A 17,950-nucleotide genomic window follows, 5' to 3' on the forward strand; every position below is an offset into this window, starting at 1 on the left:
TTATACGCCTGAACCCACAGCGGCAGACCTGGCGCCTTACGGGCTTACGCCGGATGACTATGACGATAATTTCGTAGATGTCTGGCCCGATATCTGGCCTTCATTCCTTGTATTTCAGGCTGTCAGCACGCAATGGCGAACGGGAATGGGCGGCGCGTCCGGGCTCGACTATAACGTTTTGCCTTGGGTAATGCGTCTGCACAACGTCGACGACGAGGCAACCGCGCTTTCGGACATCCGGGTGATGGAAAGTGCTGCGCTAAAAATTATGCATAAAGAGAGGGCGTAATGAGTAACGATATCGCCACGATTTCCCTGCGTGTAAATACCAGTGAGCTGGAGCGCGGTAATCAGGCACTGGATCGCTTTCAGGAGACCGCGTCCGCCGCGGCAGGTAAAGCGGATGACCTGAACAGTACGTTCCGCACCGGTATCGACAACCAGAAGAAGAACAGCGAAAGCCTGAAGCAACAGCGCCAGGAGCTGCAGAACCTGTTGAATAAAATCAGCCCGGTCAACAAGGCGCTGGATGAACTGGACACGATCCAGGAGAGCCTGGCGAAGTTTCGCGGTAAAGGGCTGGTGGGAGACGAGGACTTTACTCGCTACAACAGCGTGCTTGAGACGACCCGAGCTAAACTGGCGCAGGTCATGGAGTCTGAGACCGCAGAGGGGCGGGCTCGCATTGAACAGGCACAGGCAGCGCAGCGTGCAGCGGCGGCGGGCAAAACCTTTATCGATTCGCTGGAAGAGCAGGTCACAGCAATCGGAAAAACGCGCGCAGAACTGTTAGAGCTAAAAGCAGCCCAACTTGGCGTGTCCGATCGTGCTGCACCGATGATCGCCCGACTGAAAGAGCAGGAGGAAGCGTGGAAGTCAGGAGCGATCAGCGCGGGGCAATACCGCAACGCGATGCGTTATCTACCAATGCAAATGACCGACATCGTAACTTCATTGGCGTCCGGTATGCCGGTTTATATGGTAGCCATTCAGCAGGGTGGCCAGCTGCGCGATTCGTTTGGCGGTGTAGGCAATGCTCTGAAAGCGATGTTATCGATGGTGACTCCTGCCCGAGTGGCCATTGGTGGCCTGGCCGGTGCTGTTCTGATTGCTGCAAAAGCGGGAGCGGACTACTTCACAGCCTACGACGAAATTAACAAGGCCATTATCAGGACTGGCAACATTGCAGGCACGTCAGCGCTCCAGATAATGGCTTCCTCCCAGTCGATTGCTGCCTCTACTGGCGCTACTGTAGAAACCGTTCAAAGTCTGATGACTGAACTGATTAGCATGGGATCGCTTACACAGCAGCAGCTTGAAAAAGTGGCAGGCTCTACGGCACTAGCAGTTCAAACCGGTATTGTTTCGGCGCAGGACATCACCAAGGCATATCAGGATATAGAAAAGGATCCGGTTAAAGCCCTTCAGAGTCTAAACGAACAATACAATTTCCTGACTGTTTCGCAGCTTAAGCACATTGATGAGCTGGTGAAACAGAAGGACCAGACCGCGGCCGTTACACAGGCTATGGACCTGTTTGGCGATACGATGGCAGAACGTGGAGAGCAGGCTTACGACTCGCTGACACCGTTTGGTCGCCTGTGGCTGGATATCAAAGACTGGGCGTCTGAGGCCATGCAGAATATCGGTCAGTGGGTAGCTGAGCTGGCATCAAACACACTGAAGGAATTCAACGCAATTTATTACAGCGTTGCGATAGTTTTCCAGAAACTGAACCAGATCATTTCTTCCTCTATCGCTGCCGCGATTAATCTCGTTCCTGACTGGGCGAAAACAGATACTCTGCAGGGATGGCAGGACTATAACGAACAAATGGCCGGTGCTTATGGCGACAGCGTTTCTCAGCTGAAAAAAGACTGGGATGCCGCAGACATTAGTGCAAGTAAATACCTTGATACCACCCGCAAGATAAAAACCGCGACCACACAGAAGGATCGAGAAGAAGTCGCTGCTTTTGGCAAAAAGTCGAAAACCGGAAAGCAGGGCACTATATCGGCTGGCGATCGCAGCACGGATGCTGTTCAGGCCGAGTTACTGGCGCTTCAGGCACAGTTACGCGCGCTGCAGCAGCATAAAGGGTTGAACGACACCATCAGCCAGCAGCGCAAAGATCTGTGGACGACTGAAGCGAAATTTCAGGTGCTGGAGGAGGCCTTGCGTTCACGTTCACTGACAAAGCAGGAACAATCCCTGCTGGCGAGTAAAGACCAGGCGCTGCAGTTAGCGCGGCAGAAAGCCCTGTTGGGTGATCAGATTTCCGCGCAGGAACTGCTGAACAAGCGCATGGATACCTCGCAGAAATACGTCACGCAGATGGCTGAGAAACAGGCCGCATTACTGGGTGGCGCGGGGATGAGTGACCGCCAGGCGCAGCGAGAGCTGGCAAAGAGCCAGCTCGCCGCCGGCTGGAAAAATTCAGGTGGTTCGCTGGATGATGGCGGATATAAGAAGCAGCTTAAAGCGGCGAATGATTACTATGATGCAGAGGACAGGTTGCGTGGCGACTGGTTGACCGGCGCGAAAAAGGGCTGGGCTGATTTCGAAGACAGCGCGACCAATGTCTACTCCCAGGTGCAGACGGTTACCAGCAACGCATTCACCGGCATGGCCAGCACCCTGACTGATTTCTTCACAACAGGTAAATCTAACTTCTCAGATTTCCTTTCCACTTTCCTCAAGGGCATCGCCCAGATGCTGACCCAACTGGCTCTGGTTAATGGAATGAAGTCAGCGTTTGGTGGAACCGGTATCGGCGCGTTCTTTGGTTTCTCAGGTGGTGGTTTGGTCCCCGGTTTTGATGGAGGCGGCTACACGGGAGATGGCGGTAAATACCAACCGAAAGGCGTTGTACACGGCGGTGAGTTTGTGTTTACGAAGGAAGCGACAAGTGCATTAGGTGTTGGCAATCTCTATGCGCTTATGCGTGGAGCTCAGGGGTATGCAAACGGTGGTTATGTTGGCACAGCCCCAATGTATGGGCTGCAATCGAATGCAGCTGGCGGCGTAACCGTTCAAACTTCCGTGGTCGTTCAAAACCAGAACACTCACCAGCAGACTTCCGGCAATAACGATGCTATTTCTCGGGCTTACAAACAGACCATCGATCAGTCTGTTCGTACTGGAATTGCCAAACAGCTTCAGCCTGGTGGTCTAATCTGGAATGCGACGAGATCGAGATGATGAATAGTGACCGTTATTTGTTATATCCCTTTTTGGTAATCGTGCCATAAATAACCACCATCCGGGCATTTTGACTGGTATGATTATGTCACTGAAATTAATGGCTTAAGGGACACGAAATGGCTTCAGTTAAGGTGACGGCTCTATGGGTCGGGGATGAAAAATCGAGTATTTCATTCGTTTCTCCAGTTCTGAATGACAAAAAACTCAATTATGACAATGCTTCCTTCGGTTTTGGCGTTGTAGAAAACTACGAGGCATGGGGAGTCGAACGATACCCATTTGTAATGGAAGAATTTGGGAAAGGTTTAGCCCTTCTTGATTGGGGGTCAACAATCCACAAAAACATAGCCACAATTGATGTATTGGATGTCCCTCTAAATGTTGACGGCATCATTACATACAACGAAATTGACGAGAACGGATCGCAACGTGGGCCTTATGTCTACCGAATTTCGACTGTGGAATCGTTTTAATAATAAATAGGATCTCACGTGATTAACCCAGCCTTCGCTGGGTTTTTTTATGCCCGGAGGAAAGGTGGCGATCGAAACATTTACCTGGCGAACCCAGATTCAAGCGGGAATGGAAGGGGAGTTCACTTACGCAACACGCTCTGCATCCTTCGGAGACGGCTTTGAACAGATCGTCGGTGAAGGCATCAATCCTGGAAAACAGTCATGGCCGATGACCTTAACGGGAAAAAAGGCAGAGATGCTCGATGCGCTGAGTTTTTGCCGCAAGCACATCACAAAATCCTTTATCTGGACGTCTCCTGTTGGCGAAACCGGTTTATACCGGATTGAAGCTGATTCCATTAAAGCCCAGCCGCTATCCAGCAAAGTGATGACCATAAAAGCAACCTTCAAACAGGCATACGCACCATGATTACTGAAGATTATCAACGCCTCGAACCTGGTGAAAAAATACGTCTTCTTGAGGTAGACGGTTCTGTGTTTGGTCTGGACGACGTTCTGCGCTTTCACGCTTATAACCTCCCGCATACTGAAGAAGAGATTGCGGCTGCTGGTGGCGACGAATCAAAGTTAAAGGCGAAGAGTATCTGGTGGCAGGGCGAAGAGTATGGTGCCTGGCCATATAAGCTCGAGGGACTGGAAGCGTCAACCGATGGCAGTAGCGCCCAGCCGACGCTCACTGTTGCCAACATTGACAGCTCTATCACTGCGCTCTGTCTGGCCTATGACGATATGCTGCAGGCCAAAGTTACGATTCATGACACTTTTGCGCATTACCTGGATGCGCGTAATTTTCCTGATGGAAATCCAACAGCAGATCCCTTGCAGGTGAGGAAGCGGGTTTTCTTTATCGACGGTAAAAATAGCGAGCTTCCCGGTGAAAGTATCGAGTTTGTTCTTACCAGCCCGATGGATCTGCAGGGATTGATGATTCCGACCAGACAGCTGCATTCCCTTTGCACATGGTGCATCCGGAATAGGTACCGCACCGGCGATGGGTGCGATTATGCCGGCACGCTTTACTTCGACAGAAACAACAATCCGGTAAGCGATCCCTCATTGGATGAATGCAGCGGCACGCTCACCGCCTGCAAGCTTCGGTTTGGTGAACACAATGAACTTCCTTTCGGTGGTTTTCCAGGAACATCTTTGATCAGGAGTTAACATGCGTCAGAAAACAATTCAGGACATCCTGGCGCATGCTGCGAAAGACTATCCCCACGAATGCTGCGGCGTGATAGCGCAGAAAAGCCGGGTGGAACGCTATTTCCCATGCCGTAATCTGGCTGCTGAACCAACGGAACAGTTTCACCTTTCACCAGAGGATTACGCCGCTGCTGAAGACTGGGGGACGATAACGGGAATCGTACATAGTCACCCTGACGCGACGACCCAACCAAGCGAACTGGACAAGGCTCAATGCGATGCAACGTTGCTGCCCTGGCATATTGTCAGTTGGCCGGAAGGAGACTTTCGTACCATTACTCCCCGCGGAGAATTGCCGCTGCTCGGGCGCCCGTTTGTGCTCGGACACTACGACTGTTGGGGGCTGGTGATGAGCTATTTCCGGCAGGAGCATGATGTCGAACTTCAGGATTACCGTGTTGATTATCCGTGGTGGGAGGACTCCTATCCGGATAATTTCTATCAGGATTGCTGGTACGAATGTGGGTTCCGAGAATTCAGTGGATCACCAATGCCGGGCGATTTAATCATCATGCAGGTGGAATCGAATAAGTGGAACCATTCAGGGATTTTACTGGAGGGGAACATGCTTCTCCATCATCTTTATGGTCACCTCAGTCAACGTGTGCCATATGGAGGTTACTGGATGGAGAGAACCATGAAAATTGTCAGGCATAAAAGCCTAATCATGCAGGAGGGATAATGTGCGAATCCGTCCGTACTGTTCGCCTATATGGTGTTTTGGGTACTACGTTTGGCCGCGAATTCCAACTTTCGGTTGCCTCACCAAAAGAAGCCATCCGCGCATTGTGCGTTATCGTGCCAGGCTTCGAGCGGTTTTTGAATACCAGCAAGCAGCGTGGGCTTACTTACGCTGTATTCAGTGGAAAGCGTAACCTGAACGATGACGAACTCTCTATGGATCAGAGTAGTGCTGATATCCGTATTGCGCCGGTTATCCTCGGGAGTAAACGTGGTGGAGTATTCCAGACCATCTTAGGCGTGGCTTTGGTCGCAGTTGGTGCTGTGGCGTCATACTTTGGCGGTGGTGCTGTCGGCGTTCCTCTAATGCAATTTGGCGCTGCGATGGCCCTTGGCGGTGTCGTTCAAATGCTTTCTCCACAGACAACAGGACTAGCCAGCAAGCAATCGGCAGACAATAAGGCCAGCTACGCATTTGGTGGAGTAACCAATACGACAGCCCAGGGTAATCCTGTGCCGCTCCTTTACGGCAAACGCCGCATCGGTGGAGCGATCATCTCCGCCGGTATCTATGTTGAAGATCAGCAGTAAGCATGCTGTAATGGGCTTACTTAATATGGGGTAACTTGAGCTTAGATTCAAAAATGAAAAAAATATCTACTCTTTTCCTTTGTACTTCCTTATTTTCAGGCATGGCTTTAGCTGATAACCATTACATACCTCTCCTCTATAATTTATCTACTATGTTTGATTTCAATCCAGTTAAAGGAGCTGTCAAATCATTAGATACTGATGTTGAAGAAAATGGTAAGGTCACTTATAAAATCGCCATCAGACTAGCTAAGAATGGTTGTGTCGAAAGCTTAGATCTTGATAACGTTTCGTCTGGTCATGAAACAAATCTAAAAAATAGCAATGGAAGTCTTGTTGGCCAGAGAGATGGTAAGCCTTTCTCTATACAGCTCGATGAAAAATGTAATATTTTGAGTAAAAATGAAAATGGTGACGAGTTGCGATATAGTCTTTACTCGAATGGCTTAATTAAAAATACCTATTATTTAGGTAAGAAAATATCTGAGCATTTTTATGATGATAATTCTAATTTGATACGTTCTGAGTTTTATGGTTCTGGAAAGGTCCTCTCTAAAAACGAAATATCTTATGTTGATAAAGACAGGAAGCCTCTTGATTATAAAATTATAAACACATCAGTTTACTCGGAAGGTTATACAGCAACGAATACTTGTCATTATAGCGAAAAGCTTGTTCCTGAAATATGTAAAGTAACAATGCAGAGCGCAGGGAATCCTGTGCCGAAGCCAGTACTAATGACAGCGAATACGAAAGTTGAATTCTACTAGATTAAACACATTTCAATAAGCCACCTCCGGGTGGCTTTTTTTATGGGCGAAATATGGCTATAGCAACCGCTATTAAAGGCCGCAAGGGCGGCAGTTCAAGCTCAAGAACTCCTACAGAACAGCCAGACGATCTGCAGTCAGTAGCCAAGGCAAAAATCCTTCTCGCGCTGGGAGAGGGGGAGTTTGCTGGTGGCCTTACTGCGCGCGATATTTATCTTGATGGCACCGCACTTGAGAACCCAGATGGTTCACAGAACTTCAGCGGTGTAGCGTGGGAGTTTCGTTCTGGAACTCAGGCGCAAAAATACATTCAAGGGATCCCGGGTACCGAAAATGAAATCAATGTAGGTTCCGAAGTTTCCAGCTCAACAGCATGGACGCGCACGTTCACCAATACGCAGCTATCAGCTGTTCGCCTGCGTCTAAAATGGCCTTCTCTCTTCAAACAGGAGGATGATGGCGATCTGGTTGGCTATTCGGTCAACTACGCAATTGACCTGCAGACAGATGGCGGCACCTGGCAGACGGTGCTAAATACCAGCGTGATCGGGAAAACCACCTCTGGTTATGAACGCAGCCACCGTATTGATTTACCTCAGGCGGGCAGCACCTGGACCATCAGGTTGCGCAAAATTACAGCCGATGCCAATAGCGCGAAGATAGGCGACACGATGACGCTGCAAAGCTTCACAGAAGTAATCGACGCCAAACTGCGATATCCGAACACTGCGCTATTGTACATCGAATTTGATTCGAGCCAGTTCAATGGCTCAATACCGCAAATATCCTGCGAGCCTCGCGGGCGTGTTATTCGTGTGCCCGATAGCTATGAACCCGAGACACGAACGTACAGCGGCACTTGGACGGGCGCATTTAAGTGGGCATGGACGGATAACCCTGCGTGGATATTTTACGATCTGGTGGTCACTGACCGGTTCGGCCTTGGTAATCGGCTAACGGCAGCTAATATCGACAAATGGACGCTTTATCAGGTCGCTCAATATTGTGATCAACCGGTACCGGATGGTAAGGGCGGCAGCGGAACTGAACCTCGTTACACCTGCAACGTATACATTCAGGATCGAAATGACGCTTACACCGTCCTGCGAGATTTTGCCGCCATTTTTCGAGGCATGACCTACTGGGGAGACGACCAGATTGTTGCCCTTGCAGACATGCCCAGAGATGTCGATTTTACCTACACGCACGCTAATGTCGTCGACGGCAAATTTGTGTATGCCAGCAGCACAACCAAAAGTCGCTATACAAACGCTCTTGTATCTTGGTCTGATCCGGCAAATGGCTATGCTGATGCAATGGAGCCCGTCTTCGAGCAGGCGCTGGTGGCGCGCTATGGTTTCAACCAGCTTGAGATCACCGCCATCGGGTGCACCCGACAGTCTGAGGCAAACAGGAAAGGGCGCTGGGGGATCCTGACCAACAATAAAGACAGGGTTGTAACGTTTGACGTTGGTCTGGACGGCAATATTCCTCAGCCGGGCTACATAATTGCTGTTTCTGACCGAAATCTTTCAGGGAGAGATTTAGGCGGTCGATTATCCGCGGTTAATGGTCGTGTACTCAAACTTGACCGGGTACCAAGTGCTAAGGCCGGTGACAGGATAATGGTAAACCTGCCGTCGGGTATTACCCAATCCCGTACGATTCAGTCCCTGTCAGGTGGAATGGTTACCGTGACAACCGCCTTTAGCGAGCTTCCACAGGCCGAGGCTGTATGGGTTATTGAATCTGATGAACTCTATGCACAGCAGTACAGGGTAATTAGTGTCACTGATAACAATGACGGGACATATACCATCACTGGAGCAAATCACGATCCGGATAAATATGCCCGAATCGATACGGGTGCCATCATTGATCAACGGCCGGTGAGTGTCATTCCTCCAGGTAACCAATTGCAGCCAGCCAATATCGTGATCGGCTCGTTTTCGGTGGTTCAGCAGAATATCAGCGTCGAAACCATGAGAGTGAGCTGGGACCAGGCACAAAATGCCATCGCCTATGAGGCACAATGGCGCCGCAATGACGGGAACTGGGTTAACGTGCCGCGCAGCTCCACCACGTCATTCGACGTCCCGGGGATTTACGCCGGACGGTACCTGGTGCGCGTGCGTGCTATCAACGCAGCGGAAATTTCTTCCGGGTGGGGATATTCAGAAGAGAAGACGTTGACCGGCAAAGTGGGCAATCCGCCCAAGCCAGTGGGCTTTATGGCTACGGCCATCAACTGGGGTATTCGTCTGAACTGGGGCTTCCCGGCAAACACCGGCGATACGCTTAAAACGGAAATTCAGTACTCCGCTAACAGTGACTTTTCCGATCCGTTGCTGCTATCGGACGTACCTTATCCATCTGCTGAATATACCCAGCTCGGGCTGAAAGCCGGGCAGGAATTCTGGTATCGCGCGCAGCTGGTTGACAGAACGGGTAACGAGTCCGGCTATACCGACTGGATCAGGGGAATGTCTAACGATAATGCTGATGATTATCTTGGTGAAATCGCAGACGATTACCTTACCTCGGCCGACGGCGACCGTCTGACCAGCGATATTGATACCAATCTCGAAGCTGCAATGCAGAACGCGCTGGCCAACCATGGAACAGTTGAACATCAATGGGCGCAATACGGAGAGGTACGCGCCGATATCCTCGTTGTGAAAACGACTATTGCTGAGGTGGATAGGGCAATGGCCGAAATGTCGACACAGGTGCAGGCGCAGATCGACAACGTCACCGCTTCCCTGGAAGACAAGCTCACAGCCGTCGTCGATGCCTCAGGTGCTTCGGCAATCTACACCCTCAAAACAGGCGTGAGGATAAACGGGGTGATGTACAACGCCGGGATGTCGATTGCTGTGCTTGCTGAGGACGGGAAACCGGTAGTTACCCGTATTGGGTTCAACGCTAATCAGTTTGTATTGATGAGTGGCAGTGGTGACGCCCAGTATTCACCGTTCGCGGTGGTTAATGGTCAGGTATTTATGAGTTCAGCGTTTATTCAGGATGGCACGATCACCAATGCCAAAATTGGCAATTTCATCCAGTCCAATAATTACGTTGCCGGACAATCCGGATGGAAACTGGATAAAGGTGGTAGCTGGGAAAACTACGGTAGTGACGGTCAGGGTGCAAGAAAGACCACGAACGTTACTGACAGCATCAGGGATGCGAACGGTGTCCTCCGCGTACAGATTGGCAAACTGACAGGAGTGTTCTGATGTCATGGGGTATACAAACATGGGATGCCAGTGGAAGGCCAAACAACTATGGCATTAAGCCAGTTTCGGTTGTTGGACGTATTCCACTAGCGGCAGGGCAGAACTCAGGGGCATGGAGCTTTAGCCTACCTCAGGGGTTTAAAGTGGGGTTTGTTGTTTCTCTTGACGAGGGGGGAAACAGTGTCGGACGCAGAATTGTAGCGAGCGGGAACACCATTGCTGTGACACCCGCATCAGAAACGGGCTTGGGCAATTATCCGGCATCTAAATGCGAGCTGATTATTTTTATGGAGAAAGCATAATGGCTGATTATGGTGCGATGATATTGATGGATAATGGAAATCCCTTCGTTACGCCGCAATCAACTCCATTCTGCCTCTACGGTAAATACACCTTTAGCTCCTCACCTAACGGCAGTTCACAGCAGGTGACGCAATATCTTTCTATACCCGCAGATTATCCGGTAATGGTGTTTATCAAAACTACTGATACGGCGCAGCCGACACCAGTCATGTCATATCGACTCGGAGGAAATGTATATATTGGTGGTGTGAACCCGTATAACCAGAGCTTTACGCTTACTGCATACGTCTTCGCAATATTCCCGCAAACACTACCAGCGTGGGGATTTGCAATCTGGGATGCTACGGGAAAACTTGTTCTGACAAACGAATCAAGGGTTCTTTCTGATCTGCAAACAGTGGGCACTGCAGGTGCAAACGGAGGCATAAACATAGACCAGACATTGTCTGGATCTTGGGCTGTAGCTCCTGCACAGCTTGGTCAGACAATTATCACAAATAACGCGACCAAGCCTCCGACCATTTATACGATCAACGCGTATTCATCGTGCAGATTTAACGGAGGCAGTACAAGAATAAACGCAGGTGGGACATCTACCGGGACAGGCTCACCAGGCGGTGGTACCAATACGGGGATGTCTTTAACCGCCATCAATACAACCGCTTACGATTAAACGATCGTTCAAAACGATCAATCTAAAGATATTGACCTATAAAATCTATTTTCATTGTTTCTTCCTCTAAGTTAACGTTTTAGAGCGTTTATTTTTCTCAGGGATGAATGATGAAACCTTTAATTGGCTGTGCACTTCTATTCTGTCTCCTTTCCGCTTGCTCGTCACCCCTTATCGAGAAACAAACTCCCGTTTGCGAAGCCACCGCATTGATCGGGGGAAATGAAGAGTCGGTGCAGATTTACGGCGTGCGTAAAGTAGCTAATCAGACAGAATATAGGGCAGGCTACCCCTTCAACTGGCGATGGGTAAGCAAAAACAACTTCACCAGGTCGACCTGTTCAAAATGAACAACACGAAAACCCGCTTCGGCGGGTTTTTTATTTTCTGAATTAAGGAGTCCTATATGTCGGAAGGAACAATAACTCTGACAAATGGTTCCGCTATTGTTGGCGGTTCCGGAACCTCTTTTACTACCGAACTTGCCGCAGGTGACTTCATTGTCTCAACTGTGAGCGGTGTGCCCTATACGCTGCCAGTGAAAACAGTCGACAGTGGCACGCAGCTCACGCTTGTCAGCAACTTCACCGGGCCAACGCAATCCGGCGCTGCCTGGTCAGCGGTCCCGCGCGTGGCGCTGAACATGGTAACTGCTGCGCTGGTGGCGCAAAGTGCTGAAGCGCTGCGTGGACTGAATTACGACAAACAGAACTGGCAGCAGGTTTACAGCGCCGCTGGAAATATCACAGTGAAGCTGCCAGACGGTACTATCTTCACCGGCCCATCATGGAAGTATCTGTCAGAAAATATGGCGACTAAGAGCGGCGGGGCTGTACCAGTTAATCAGGGCGGTACCGGATCGACAACCGCATCAGGCGCTCGCACGAACCTCGGTTTAGGCACATTCGTTACCCAGGAAGATCAGAGCATCGTCTATGGCCCGTCGCAGGATCATGCGCTTGTCGTACGAAAAGACGAATGGGGCGTCGTTGTTTCGGATAATGGTAATCCGGTACCACTCGGAACCCGTTATGGTGGAACGGGTGCAACCACCGGAGATTACTGGGGAGCCTGTACTAATATTGGAGCCATAAGACAAAAGACAGCACGGTTTGCGCCTGGTGATACACCGACGAACATTTACTGGAAAAACAGTACCGGTTTTATTACTGGCCAGGTTGAAGGTGGAGCCGTAGGGGCATGGATTGATATTACTTCTGCCGATGAAGCCGCCCGAATGCAACTAATAGGTTTTTATGGCGACAATAATGGTAAACGTGGGTTCGGTTATAAGGTTTATAACCCCAACTCTCAGTCCTGGTACAATCTCGCCGTAGTGCGTGATACAAGCAACACAACCGTAGATAGCAACGGGTTTATCAAAATCGCGTCACCAATTGTGAAGATTTACGGTGACGGACGATATGAAACTAACGATGAATCAGAAGGCGTTACGGTCACTCGTCTGGATGTAGGCCAATATCTCATTGATGGGTGTGAATCACTCAATTCAGACGCTGCCTGGGGCGGTATCGACGGAGGGTTTGAGATTCCCACAGACCGGAATAAACAACCGCTGATTTGGCTGGATTATGAGGTTAATGCCGATGGTTCTGTGTTGGTCAAAACCTATCATCGTACACACTCTGATGCACCAGCATTCGCCAGGAACGAACAGGACGGTATAAACGATGGAGATCCTGTTGATATCCCTGCTGATCAGTTCGTCTGCGTTCGGGTAGAAATGCCGACTGATTGTTTATTCAACCAAAAAAATAAAGTTGCTGAGACAGCCCCGACTTAAGTTGAAAAATTTACAAACGGCATAATTCGAAGCGCGTGAGAAACTTAGAAACGAAACGGCGAAGCTTTAAGCAGAGACGGTAGGGTCTCCATCTTGCGGACACTTACAAATAAAACTACTGTATATAAAAACAGTATTTGAGGTGTGTGCAATGGAACTCATCAGGCCAACAGAACTGCGAGAAATTATCGCTCTTCCGCTTTTCAGTGACTTAGTACAGTGTGGTTTCCCAAGCCCCGCTGCTGATTACGTTGAACAGCGTATCGATCTCAATGAGTTACTTGTCGCTCACCCGAGCTCCACATACTTCGTTAAAGCCGCGGGTGATTCAATGATCGAAGCCGGGATCAGCGACGGTGATCTGCTGGTGGTGGACAGCTCACGCACTGCTGAGCACGGTGATATTGTCATTGCCGCGGTGGAAGGGGAGTTCACTGTTAAGCGATTGCAGCTGCGCCCGACCGTCCAGCTCATGCCGATGAACAGCGCTTACTCTCCGATCATAGTCGGAAGCGAAGACACGCTCGATGTATTCGGCGTCGTGACTTTCATCGTTAAAGCTGCGAGCTGAATATGTTTGCTCTCTGTGATGTGAATTCGTTCTACGCATCATGCGAGACGGTGTTTCGACCTGATTTGAGGGGGCGGCCGGTGGTCGTGCTCTCGAATAATGATGGCTGCGTAATCGCGCGCAGTGCCGAGGCTAAGGTCGCTGGAATTACCATGGGTGAGCCATTCTTCAAGCAAAAAGAGCTATTCCGGCGCGCTGGTGTTGTTTGTTTCAGCAGTAACTACGAGCTCTACGCTGACATGTCGAACCGGGTAATGACGACGCTGGAGGAGATGAGTCCCAGAGTCGAAATTTACAGCATCGACGAAGCTTTTTGCGACCTGACTGGCGTTCGCAACTGCCGGGACCTGACTGACTTCGGGAAAGAGATCCGCGCAACAGTTCTTAAGCGTACACACCTGACTGTCGGGGTTGGCATTGCCCAGACAAAGACACTGGCCAAGCTCGCAAACCACGCTGCCAAGAAATGGCAACGCCAGACGGGCGGGGTAGTGGACCTGTCCAATATCGATCGCCAGCGCCGACTGCTTGCTCTGGTTCCGGTGGAGGACGTCTGGGGCGTCGGCAGGCGCATCAGTAAGAAGCTGAACGTCATGGGCATCAAAACGGCTCTCGACCTCTCAGAGCAGAGTACGTGGATTATTCGAAAGCACTTCAATGTCGTCCTGGAGCGAACTGTCCGGGAGCTGCGCGGCGAACCATGTCTGGATCTGGAGGAGTTTGCACCAGCTAAGCAGGAAATCGTCTGCAGCTGGTCATTCGGCGAACGCGTTACTGAGTATGAACAGATGCGCCAGGCTATCTGCAGCTATGCTGCCCGTGGTGCTGAAAAACTGCGGGGTGAACATCAGTACTGCCGCTTTATCTCTGCGTTCGTGAAAACCTCTCCCTTTGCGTTTAACGAGCCGTATTACGGTAACAGTGCGTCCATGAAGCTTCTTACCCCCACTCAGGATTCACGCGACATCATCAACGCCGCTGTAAAGTGCCTGGACAAAATCTGGAAGGATGGCCACCGGTACCAGAAGGCAGGGATCATGCTTGGGGATTTTTTCAGCCAAGGCGTGGCCCAGCTCAACCTGTTCGATGAGAACGCGCCGCGTGCTGGTAGCGAGAGGCTGATGGAAGTTCTGGATTATCTGAACGGGAAAGATGGAAAGGGAACGCTTTATTTTGCCGGGCAGGGCATACAGCAGCAGTGGCAGATGAAACGGGATATGTTATCTCCACGATATACTACGAGGTATTCAGACCTAATAAAAGTTAGATGATCCTTTAAACGGTATATTCATTCGAACCTAATTATCGGCTATGAGTATTAAGATTAATATGCCTACTACTATGCTTTTGTAATGTAAATAAGCCCCTGCAATTATACAGGGGCTTATGGGTATGATGCAGGGTGCCTCCCGGTGAGTCATTGAACTAACCACTCGTGACTCGCTGCTTCAGAAATTCACGATGAGCCGCTGGATATACAAATCATCAGGTTAATTAGCCCTGCCGCTGAGGAGGATTCATCATTAAACCGAATGTAACAGCAATGCTTAGCAAATGATACAATATTTACTGATGTGCCTCATGATTTTCTTTCGCGGTTTTCACGGTCACGGAATTTTCAGATGGTGAAGGTTAAAATATCGATGTTCATTTTTTTACTTTAAGTCTTGAGACAAAGGTTAAGGTTTTATCTTCTGGGCAAATCATTAGAAAAATTGCTGTGGGAGATTTTTCTAAACGTGTAATTCCATGCAGCATCTGGTAGAGTCTTTTTTTTAGTTTTTCTGCTCCATCTTTTTCAGACTCCCACTCTAAAACTGCCTGACCCTCTGAACCAATGAATGCATGGGATGGAAGTTTGACACCTCGGTTTGACTTACTTGAATAGTTCCGGTCATGTAAGAGACCCAAGATAAGAGGGTTGATATTATTATCTGAGAATGGGGCTTCAAGAACTATTAATACTGTGTAATGCAGGATTTTCATGGAAGCCTTATGGTTGCCTCAGCAATAAAGTCATATTGCCATGGTGTTGGATGTACATGTCTTAATTATAAATTTTTGTGTGGGGGTAAAAAAACCTGCGTTAAGCAGGCTATAATAATTAAACGTAGTTATAATAATGATTTCATGAATGTCGGCGTTGAATCCCTAGCGTCAAAGATACTTCTGCGCCGCATCTAATATTTCCTGAGAGGTAAGTTCTCGATCTGATGCCACATGGACCACTTCATGGTCACCTGTTAAAGAGGGAAAACCTGCTGACATTATCTGAAGGTTTATCACTTCTCCATTAGGATATTCTTCGCGTATTGATGTCACACCTTTAAGCACAGTGATAACTTTACTTGGCTTACCATTAAAAAAAATGATTACTTTTTTCATATATCACCATGTATTTTGCGGGTTTCTAGCCCCTGCAGGTGGTCGAAAGGGTTCTGTTTGTTCATTTTTTTTGCCTCTTTCGAAATTAAAACAAGCATTATACTTTCTTAACGTGTACTGTAACGGTCCATTTGAACTGGAGAAGTCTATGTCTGCACGTAAAAACACTCAATTCCGCCGAAATTATTTAGTAAAATGTCCTTGTCCAAACTGCTCAAAAGATTCCGAACATAGTTACAATCGTGTACAAAAGGGGGCTCAGTTGGTGTGCCCATACTGCTGTGCTTTGTTCAAATCTTCCCAGCGCTTCTAAAAAAATTATTAAAAAAATAAGAAGTGATGCTTTTGGAGGCTGCCTAACCTCTTACGCACTTTAGTATTTTATAAGCAGTTAGCTTCTGCTTTGAGACTGTTCATGCAGCAGTCCTGCATTTCATCACATCGGTCAGCAAACTTGATGGTAAGTAAATATGCTGGCCTGTTGTAATGATGTGAGTAACCGAACATCACCTTTCACTGATAAAGTCATGCTGGCTTAAGCAAACCATCTAAAAATTATCTATCGCAAAGTGTTACATTGGCAGCGATTGGACCTTTAGTTCCAGCTATGATAGCGAATTTGACTTTTTGTCCTTCAAAAAGAGTATTAAATGTTTCTCCCAGCAGGGAAGAAGTGTGAACAAGAACATCTTTACTTCCATCGAGTGGGGAGATAAAGCCAAACCCCTTATCTTCGTTAAACCACTTAACAAGACCTATGATTTTAGATGACATACAAACTCCGTTTGAACATTTCAAACTGACAAGCAAGCTCATGATAAGAAACGTATGCTGGTATATGTATGGACTCAAGAGGAGGGATATCAGAGATAACACCTAGTTATGAGAACGGCTTTTGGAAAAGTTAGATTCATCATCGCACCGAATCAGCCAAACCATTAAGGCACGTGTTGAATGATTAAGCAAATTTTATCTTAGCCTTCTAGAAGGCCGTTAAAATAGTGTTAGCTATTATTAACTGATCCTGTATAGTGAAATCTGGATTACCATTAGGAAAATATTTGTCTCGTAAAATGACAGGAATTGTCAAAAGTTTTGACTTCAAGAGCGGAAAGGGATTGATTATCCCATCAGATGGCAGAAAAGATGTTTTTTTGCATGTTTCTGCATTAAGTAATAGTGAAAGCCAAACGTTAAAGCCAGGTGTTCGTGTTGAATTTTATCGTATAAATGGACTTAGTGGTCCGATGGCTGCAAATATATTTCTTTCTTAAAGTAAGATAATATTGAACCAAATATAAAGTGCGCATCAAAAGCACTGCAGATTATATATCTGTTTGTTCTATCAATTTTCTCCCCTGATTTTTTCCATTTCCAACATCACGGGCCACAGCATGCCAGATAAACTTGTCGGTTGGTACAGCGCCGTCGGCCGCTATCTCTTGAGCTTCTTTCCCTCCAGCGTCCTGACGCATCCATTCCCTTGCTGCTACTGCTGACAAAACCAGTGGCCGGCGGTCATGAATATCCACCAGGTCTTTGTCAGCTGCAGATGTCACTATCAGGAAACCTTCCGATTCATCGCCGCGCTCGAACGGCGTGCTGCCGATTGCAGCCATGAAAATAGGCTGACCGTCTGCCCGGTGAATGAAGTAGGGCTGTTTCTTGTCGCCTTCTTTCTTCCATTCAAACCACCCATCGGCAAAGCAGATCGCTCGGCCATGTTCCCACAAAAGTTTAAGCATTCGACTTGTGGCCGCAGTTTCGACGCGCGCGGGCTTATCCCACCACCCGGGCGCATAGCCCCAGAATACCGGATCGAGGTGTAATTGCTCGTCGCGTTCGCTCAGCAGCAGGACTTTAGTACCTGGCGCCACGTTGTACCGGCCAATAGGTTCCGGGTCATAGGCAATGTCACGATCGGCTTCGTCGGCCAGGTAAGCCAGATATTCTTCACGTGTTTGTGCTTGTGCAAAACGTCCACACATAGAAACCTCCAGTTAGTCAATAGGGCAGGGAGAAAAAGTAGCGCGCTGGTTAAGTCTTACAA

The 17,950-nt window shown here is 48.7% G+C and carries 21 protein-coding genes; 17 read left to right on the forward strand and 4 right to left on the reverse strand.

Features of this window, described 5'->3' with window-relative positions; translation table 11 throughout:
- Positions 1-28 precede the first annotated feature (28 nt).
- The 15 genes from NWV12_RS09745 to NWV12_RS09815 all read left to right on the forward strand — a co-directional run bounded on the left by NWV12_RS09745 (position 29) and on the right by NWV12_RS09815 (position 14,786).
- Positions 29-289, forward strand: a complete 261-nt coding sequence (locus tag NWV12_RS09745) for a DUF1799 domain-containing protein (protein ID WP_069719119.1) — start codon at positions 29-31, stop codon at positions 287-289.
- The gene (locus tag NWV12_RS09750; RefSeq protein ID WP_101744538.1) at positions 289-3,201 is read left to right on the forward strand and encodes a phage tail tape measure protein; all 2,913 of its coding nucleotides are present in this window, start codon (positions 289-291) and stop codon (positions 3,199-3,201) included. Before NWV12_RS09745 ends, NWV12_RS09750 begins: the two co-directional genes overlap by 1 nt.
- Before the next feature lie 119 nt (positions 3,202-3,320).
- Positions 3,321-3,677 (forward strand): hypothetical protein, encoded by a 357-nt coding sequence (locus NWV12_RS09755; RefSeq protein ID WP_047652153.1) that lies wholly within the window; start codon positions 3,321-3,323, stop codon positions 3,675-3,677.
- Between the two features lie 64 nt (positions 3,678-3,741).
- Positions 3,742-4,089, forward strand: coding sequence for a phage tail protein (locus tag NWV12_RS09760; RefSeq protein ID WP_101744539.1), 348 nt, complete (start codon positions 3,742-3,744; stop codon positions 4,087-4,089).
- On the forward strand, positions 4,086-4,841 hold the full coding sequence (locus tag NWV12_RS09765; RefSeq protein WP_101744540.1) for a phage minor tail protein L: 756 nt from the start codon (positions 4,086-4,088) through the stop codon (positions 4,839-4,841). The genes NWV12_RS09760 and NWV12_RS09765 overlap by 4 nt, the downstream gene beginning before the upstream one ends.
- Before the next feature lies 1 nt (position 4,842).
- Positions 4,843-5,565 (forward strand): C40 family peptidase, encoded by a 723-nt coding sequence (locus NWV12_RS09770; protein WP_047652156.1) that lies wholly within the window; start codon positions 4,843-4,845, stop codon positions 5,563-5,565.
- A complete protein-coding gene (locus NWV12_RS09775; protein WP_047652157.1) occupies positions 5,565-6,155 on the forward strand; it encodes a tail assembly protein in 591 nt (196 codons plus the stop codon). The genes NWV12_RS09770 and NWV12_RS09775 overlap by 1 nt, the downstream gene beginning before the upstream one ends.
- A gap of 35 nt (positions 6,156-6,190) precedes the next feature.
- Positions 6,191-6,925: a YnfC family lipoprotein gene (locus NWV12_RS09780; protein ID WP_233788484.1), complete on the forward strand. Its 735-nt coding sequence runs from the start codon at positions 6,191-6,193 to the stop codon at positions 6,923-6,925.
- A 53-nt stretch (positions 6,926-6,978) separates the two neighbouring features.
- Positions 6,979-10,164: a host specificity protein J gene (locus NWV12_RS09785; protein ID WP_101744542.1), complete on the forward strand. Its 3,186-nt coding sequence runs from the start codon at positions 6,979-6,981 to the stop codon at positions 10,162-10,164.
- Positions 10,164-10,466 carry a hypothetical protein gene (locus NWV12_RS09790; protein ID WP_101744543.1) on the forward strand — a complete coding sequence of 101 codons (303 nt, stop codon included), beginning with the start codon at positions 10,164-10,166 and terminating at the stop codon, positions 10,464-10,466. Before NWV12_RS09785 ends, NWV12_RS09790 begins: the two co-directional genes overlap by 1 nt.
- Positions 10,466-11,140, forward strand: a complete 675-nt coding sequence (locus NWV12_RS09795; RefSeq protein WP_096151463.1) for a hypothetical protein — start codon at positions 10,466-10,468, stop codon at positions 11,138-11,140. Before NWV12_RS09790 ends, NWV12_RS09795 begins: the two co-directional genes overlap by 1 nt.
- Before the next feature lie 110 nt (positions 11,141-11,250).
- Positions 11,251-11,490 carry a cor protein gene (locus NWV12_RS09800; protein ID WP_101744544.1) on the forward strand — a complete coding sequence of 80 codons (240 nt, stop codon included), beginning with the start codon at positions 11,251-11,253 and terminating at the stop codon, positions 11,488-11,490.
- A 56-nt stretch (positions 11,491-11,546) separates the two neighbouring features.
- A complete protein-coding gene (locus NWV12_RS09805) occupies positions 11,547-12,944 on the forward strand; it encodes a phage tail protein (RefSeq protein ID WP_096151461.1) in 1,398 nt (465 codons plus the stop codon).
- Positions 12,945-13,095: 151 nt separating this feature from the next.
- Entirely contained in the window at positions 13,096-13,515 is a 420-nt protein-coding gene (locus NWV12_RS09810) for a translesion error-prone DNA polymerase V autoproteolytic subunit (RefSeq protein WP_048980395.1), read from the forward strand.
- 2 nt (positions 13,516-13,517) lie between these two features.
- Entirely contained in the window at positions 13,518-14,786 is a 1,269-nt protein-coding gene (locus NWV12_RS09815; protein WP_048980398.1) for a Y-family DNA polymerase, read from the forward strand.
- Between the two features lie 376 nt (positions 14,787-15,162).
- Here NWV12_RS09815 and NWV12_RS09820 read toward each other — a convergent pair whose 3' ends face one another.
- Together NWV12_RS09820 and NWV12_RS09825 are read right to left on the reverse strand one after the other, a co-directional pair.
- The gene (locus tag NWV12_RS09820) at positions 15,163-15,501 is read right to left on the reverse strand and encodes a hypothetical protein (protein ID WP_126327659.1); all 339 of its coding nucleotides are present in this window, start codon (positions 15,499-15,501) and stop codon (positions 15,163-15,165) included.
- Between the two features lie 171 nt (positions 15,502-15,672).
- Positions 15,673-15,900 (reverse strand): phage protein, encoded by a 228-nt coding sequence (locus NWV12_RS09825; protein ID WP_047652164.1) that lies wholly within the window; start codon positions 15,898-15,900, stop codon positions 15,673-15,675.
- 148 nt (positions 15,901-16,048) lie between these two features.
- On the opposite strand from NWV12_RS09825, the gene NWV12_RS09830 reads away from it, so the two are divergent.
- Positions 16,049-16,213 (forward strand): YnfU family zinc-binding protein, encoded by a 165-nt coding sequence (locus NWV12_RS09830; RefSeq protein WP_213729873.1) that lies wholly within the window; start codon positions 16,049-16,051, stop codon positions 16,211-16,213.
- 242 nt (positions 16,214-16,455) lie between these two features.
- On the opposite strand, the gene NWV12_RS09835 is transcribed toward NWV12_RS09830, so the two are convergent.
- Complete coding sequence (locus NWV12_RS09835; protein ID WP_042719078.1) at positions 16,456-16,674, reverse strand: cold shock domain-containing protein; 219 nt, start codon at positions 16,672-16,674, stop codon at positions 16,456-16,458.
- A gap of 287 nt (positions 16,675-16,961) precedes the next feature.
- Between NWV12_RS09835 and cspF the strand changes: the two genes are divergently transcribed.
- Positions 16,962-17,174 (forward strand): cold shock-like protein CspF, encoded by a 213-nt coding sequence (cspF, locus tag NWV12_RS09840; RefSeq protein ID WP_072058474.1) that lies wholly within the window; start codon positions 16,962-16,964, stop codon positions 17,172-17,174.
- A gap of 51 nt (positions 17,175-17,225) precedes the next feature.
- On the opposite strand, the gene NWV12_RS09845 is transcribed toward cspF, so the two are convergent.
- Positions 17,226-17,888, reverse strand: coding sequence for an SOS response-associated peptidase (locus NWV12_RS09845; protein ID WP_048980406.1), 663 nt, complete (start codon positions 17,886-17,888; stop codon positions 17,226-17,228).
- Positions 17,889-17,950: the final 62 nt, after the last annotated feature.

This window comes from Enterobacter sp. Crenshaw, from assembly GCF_024734705.1.
Classification (GTDB): Bacteria; Pseudomonadota; Gammaproteobacteria; order Enterobacterales; family Enterobacteriaceae; genus Enterobacter; species Enterobacter asburiae_B.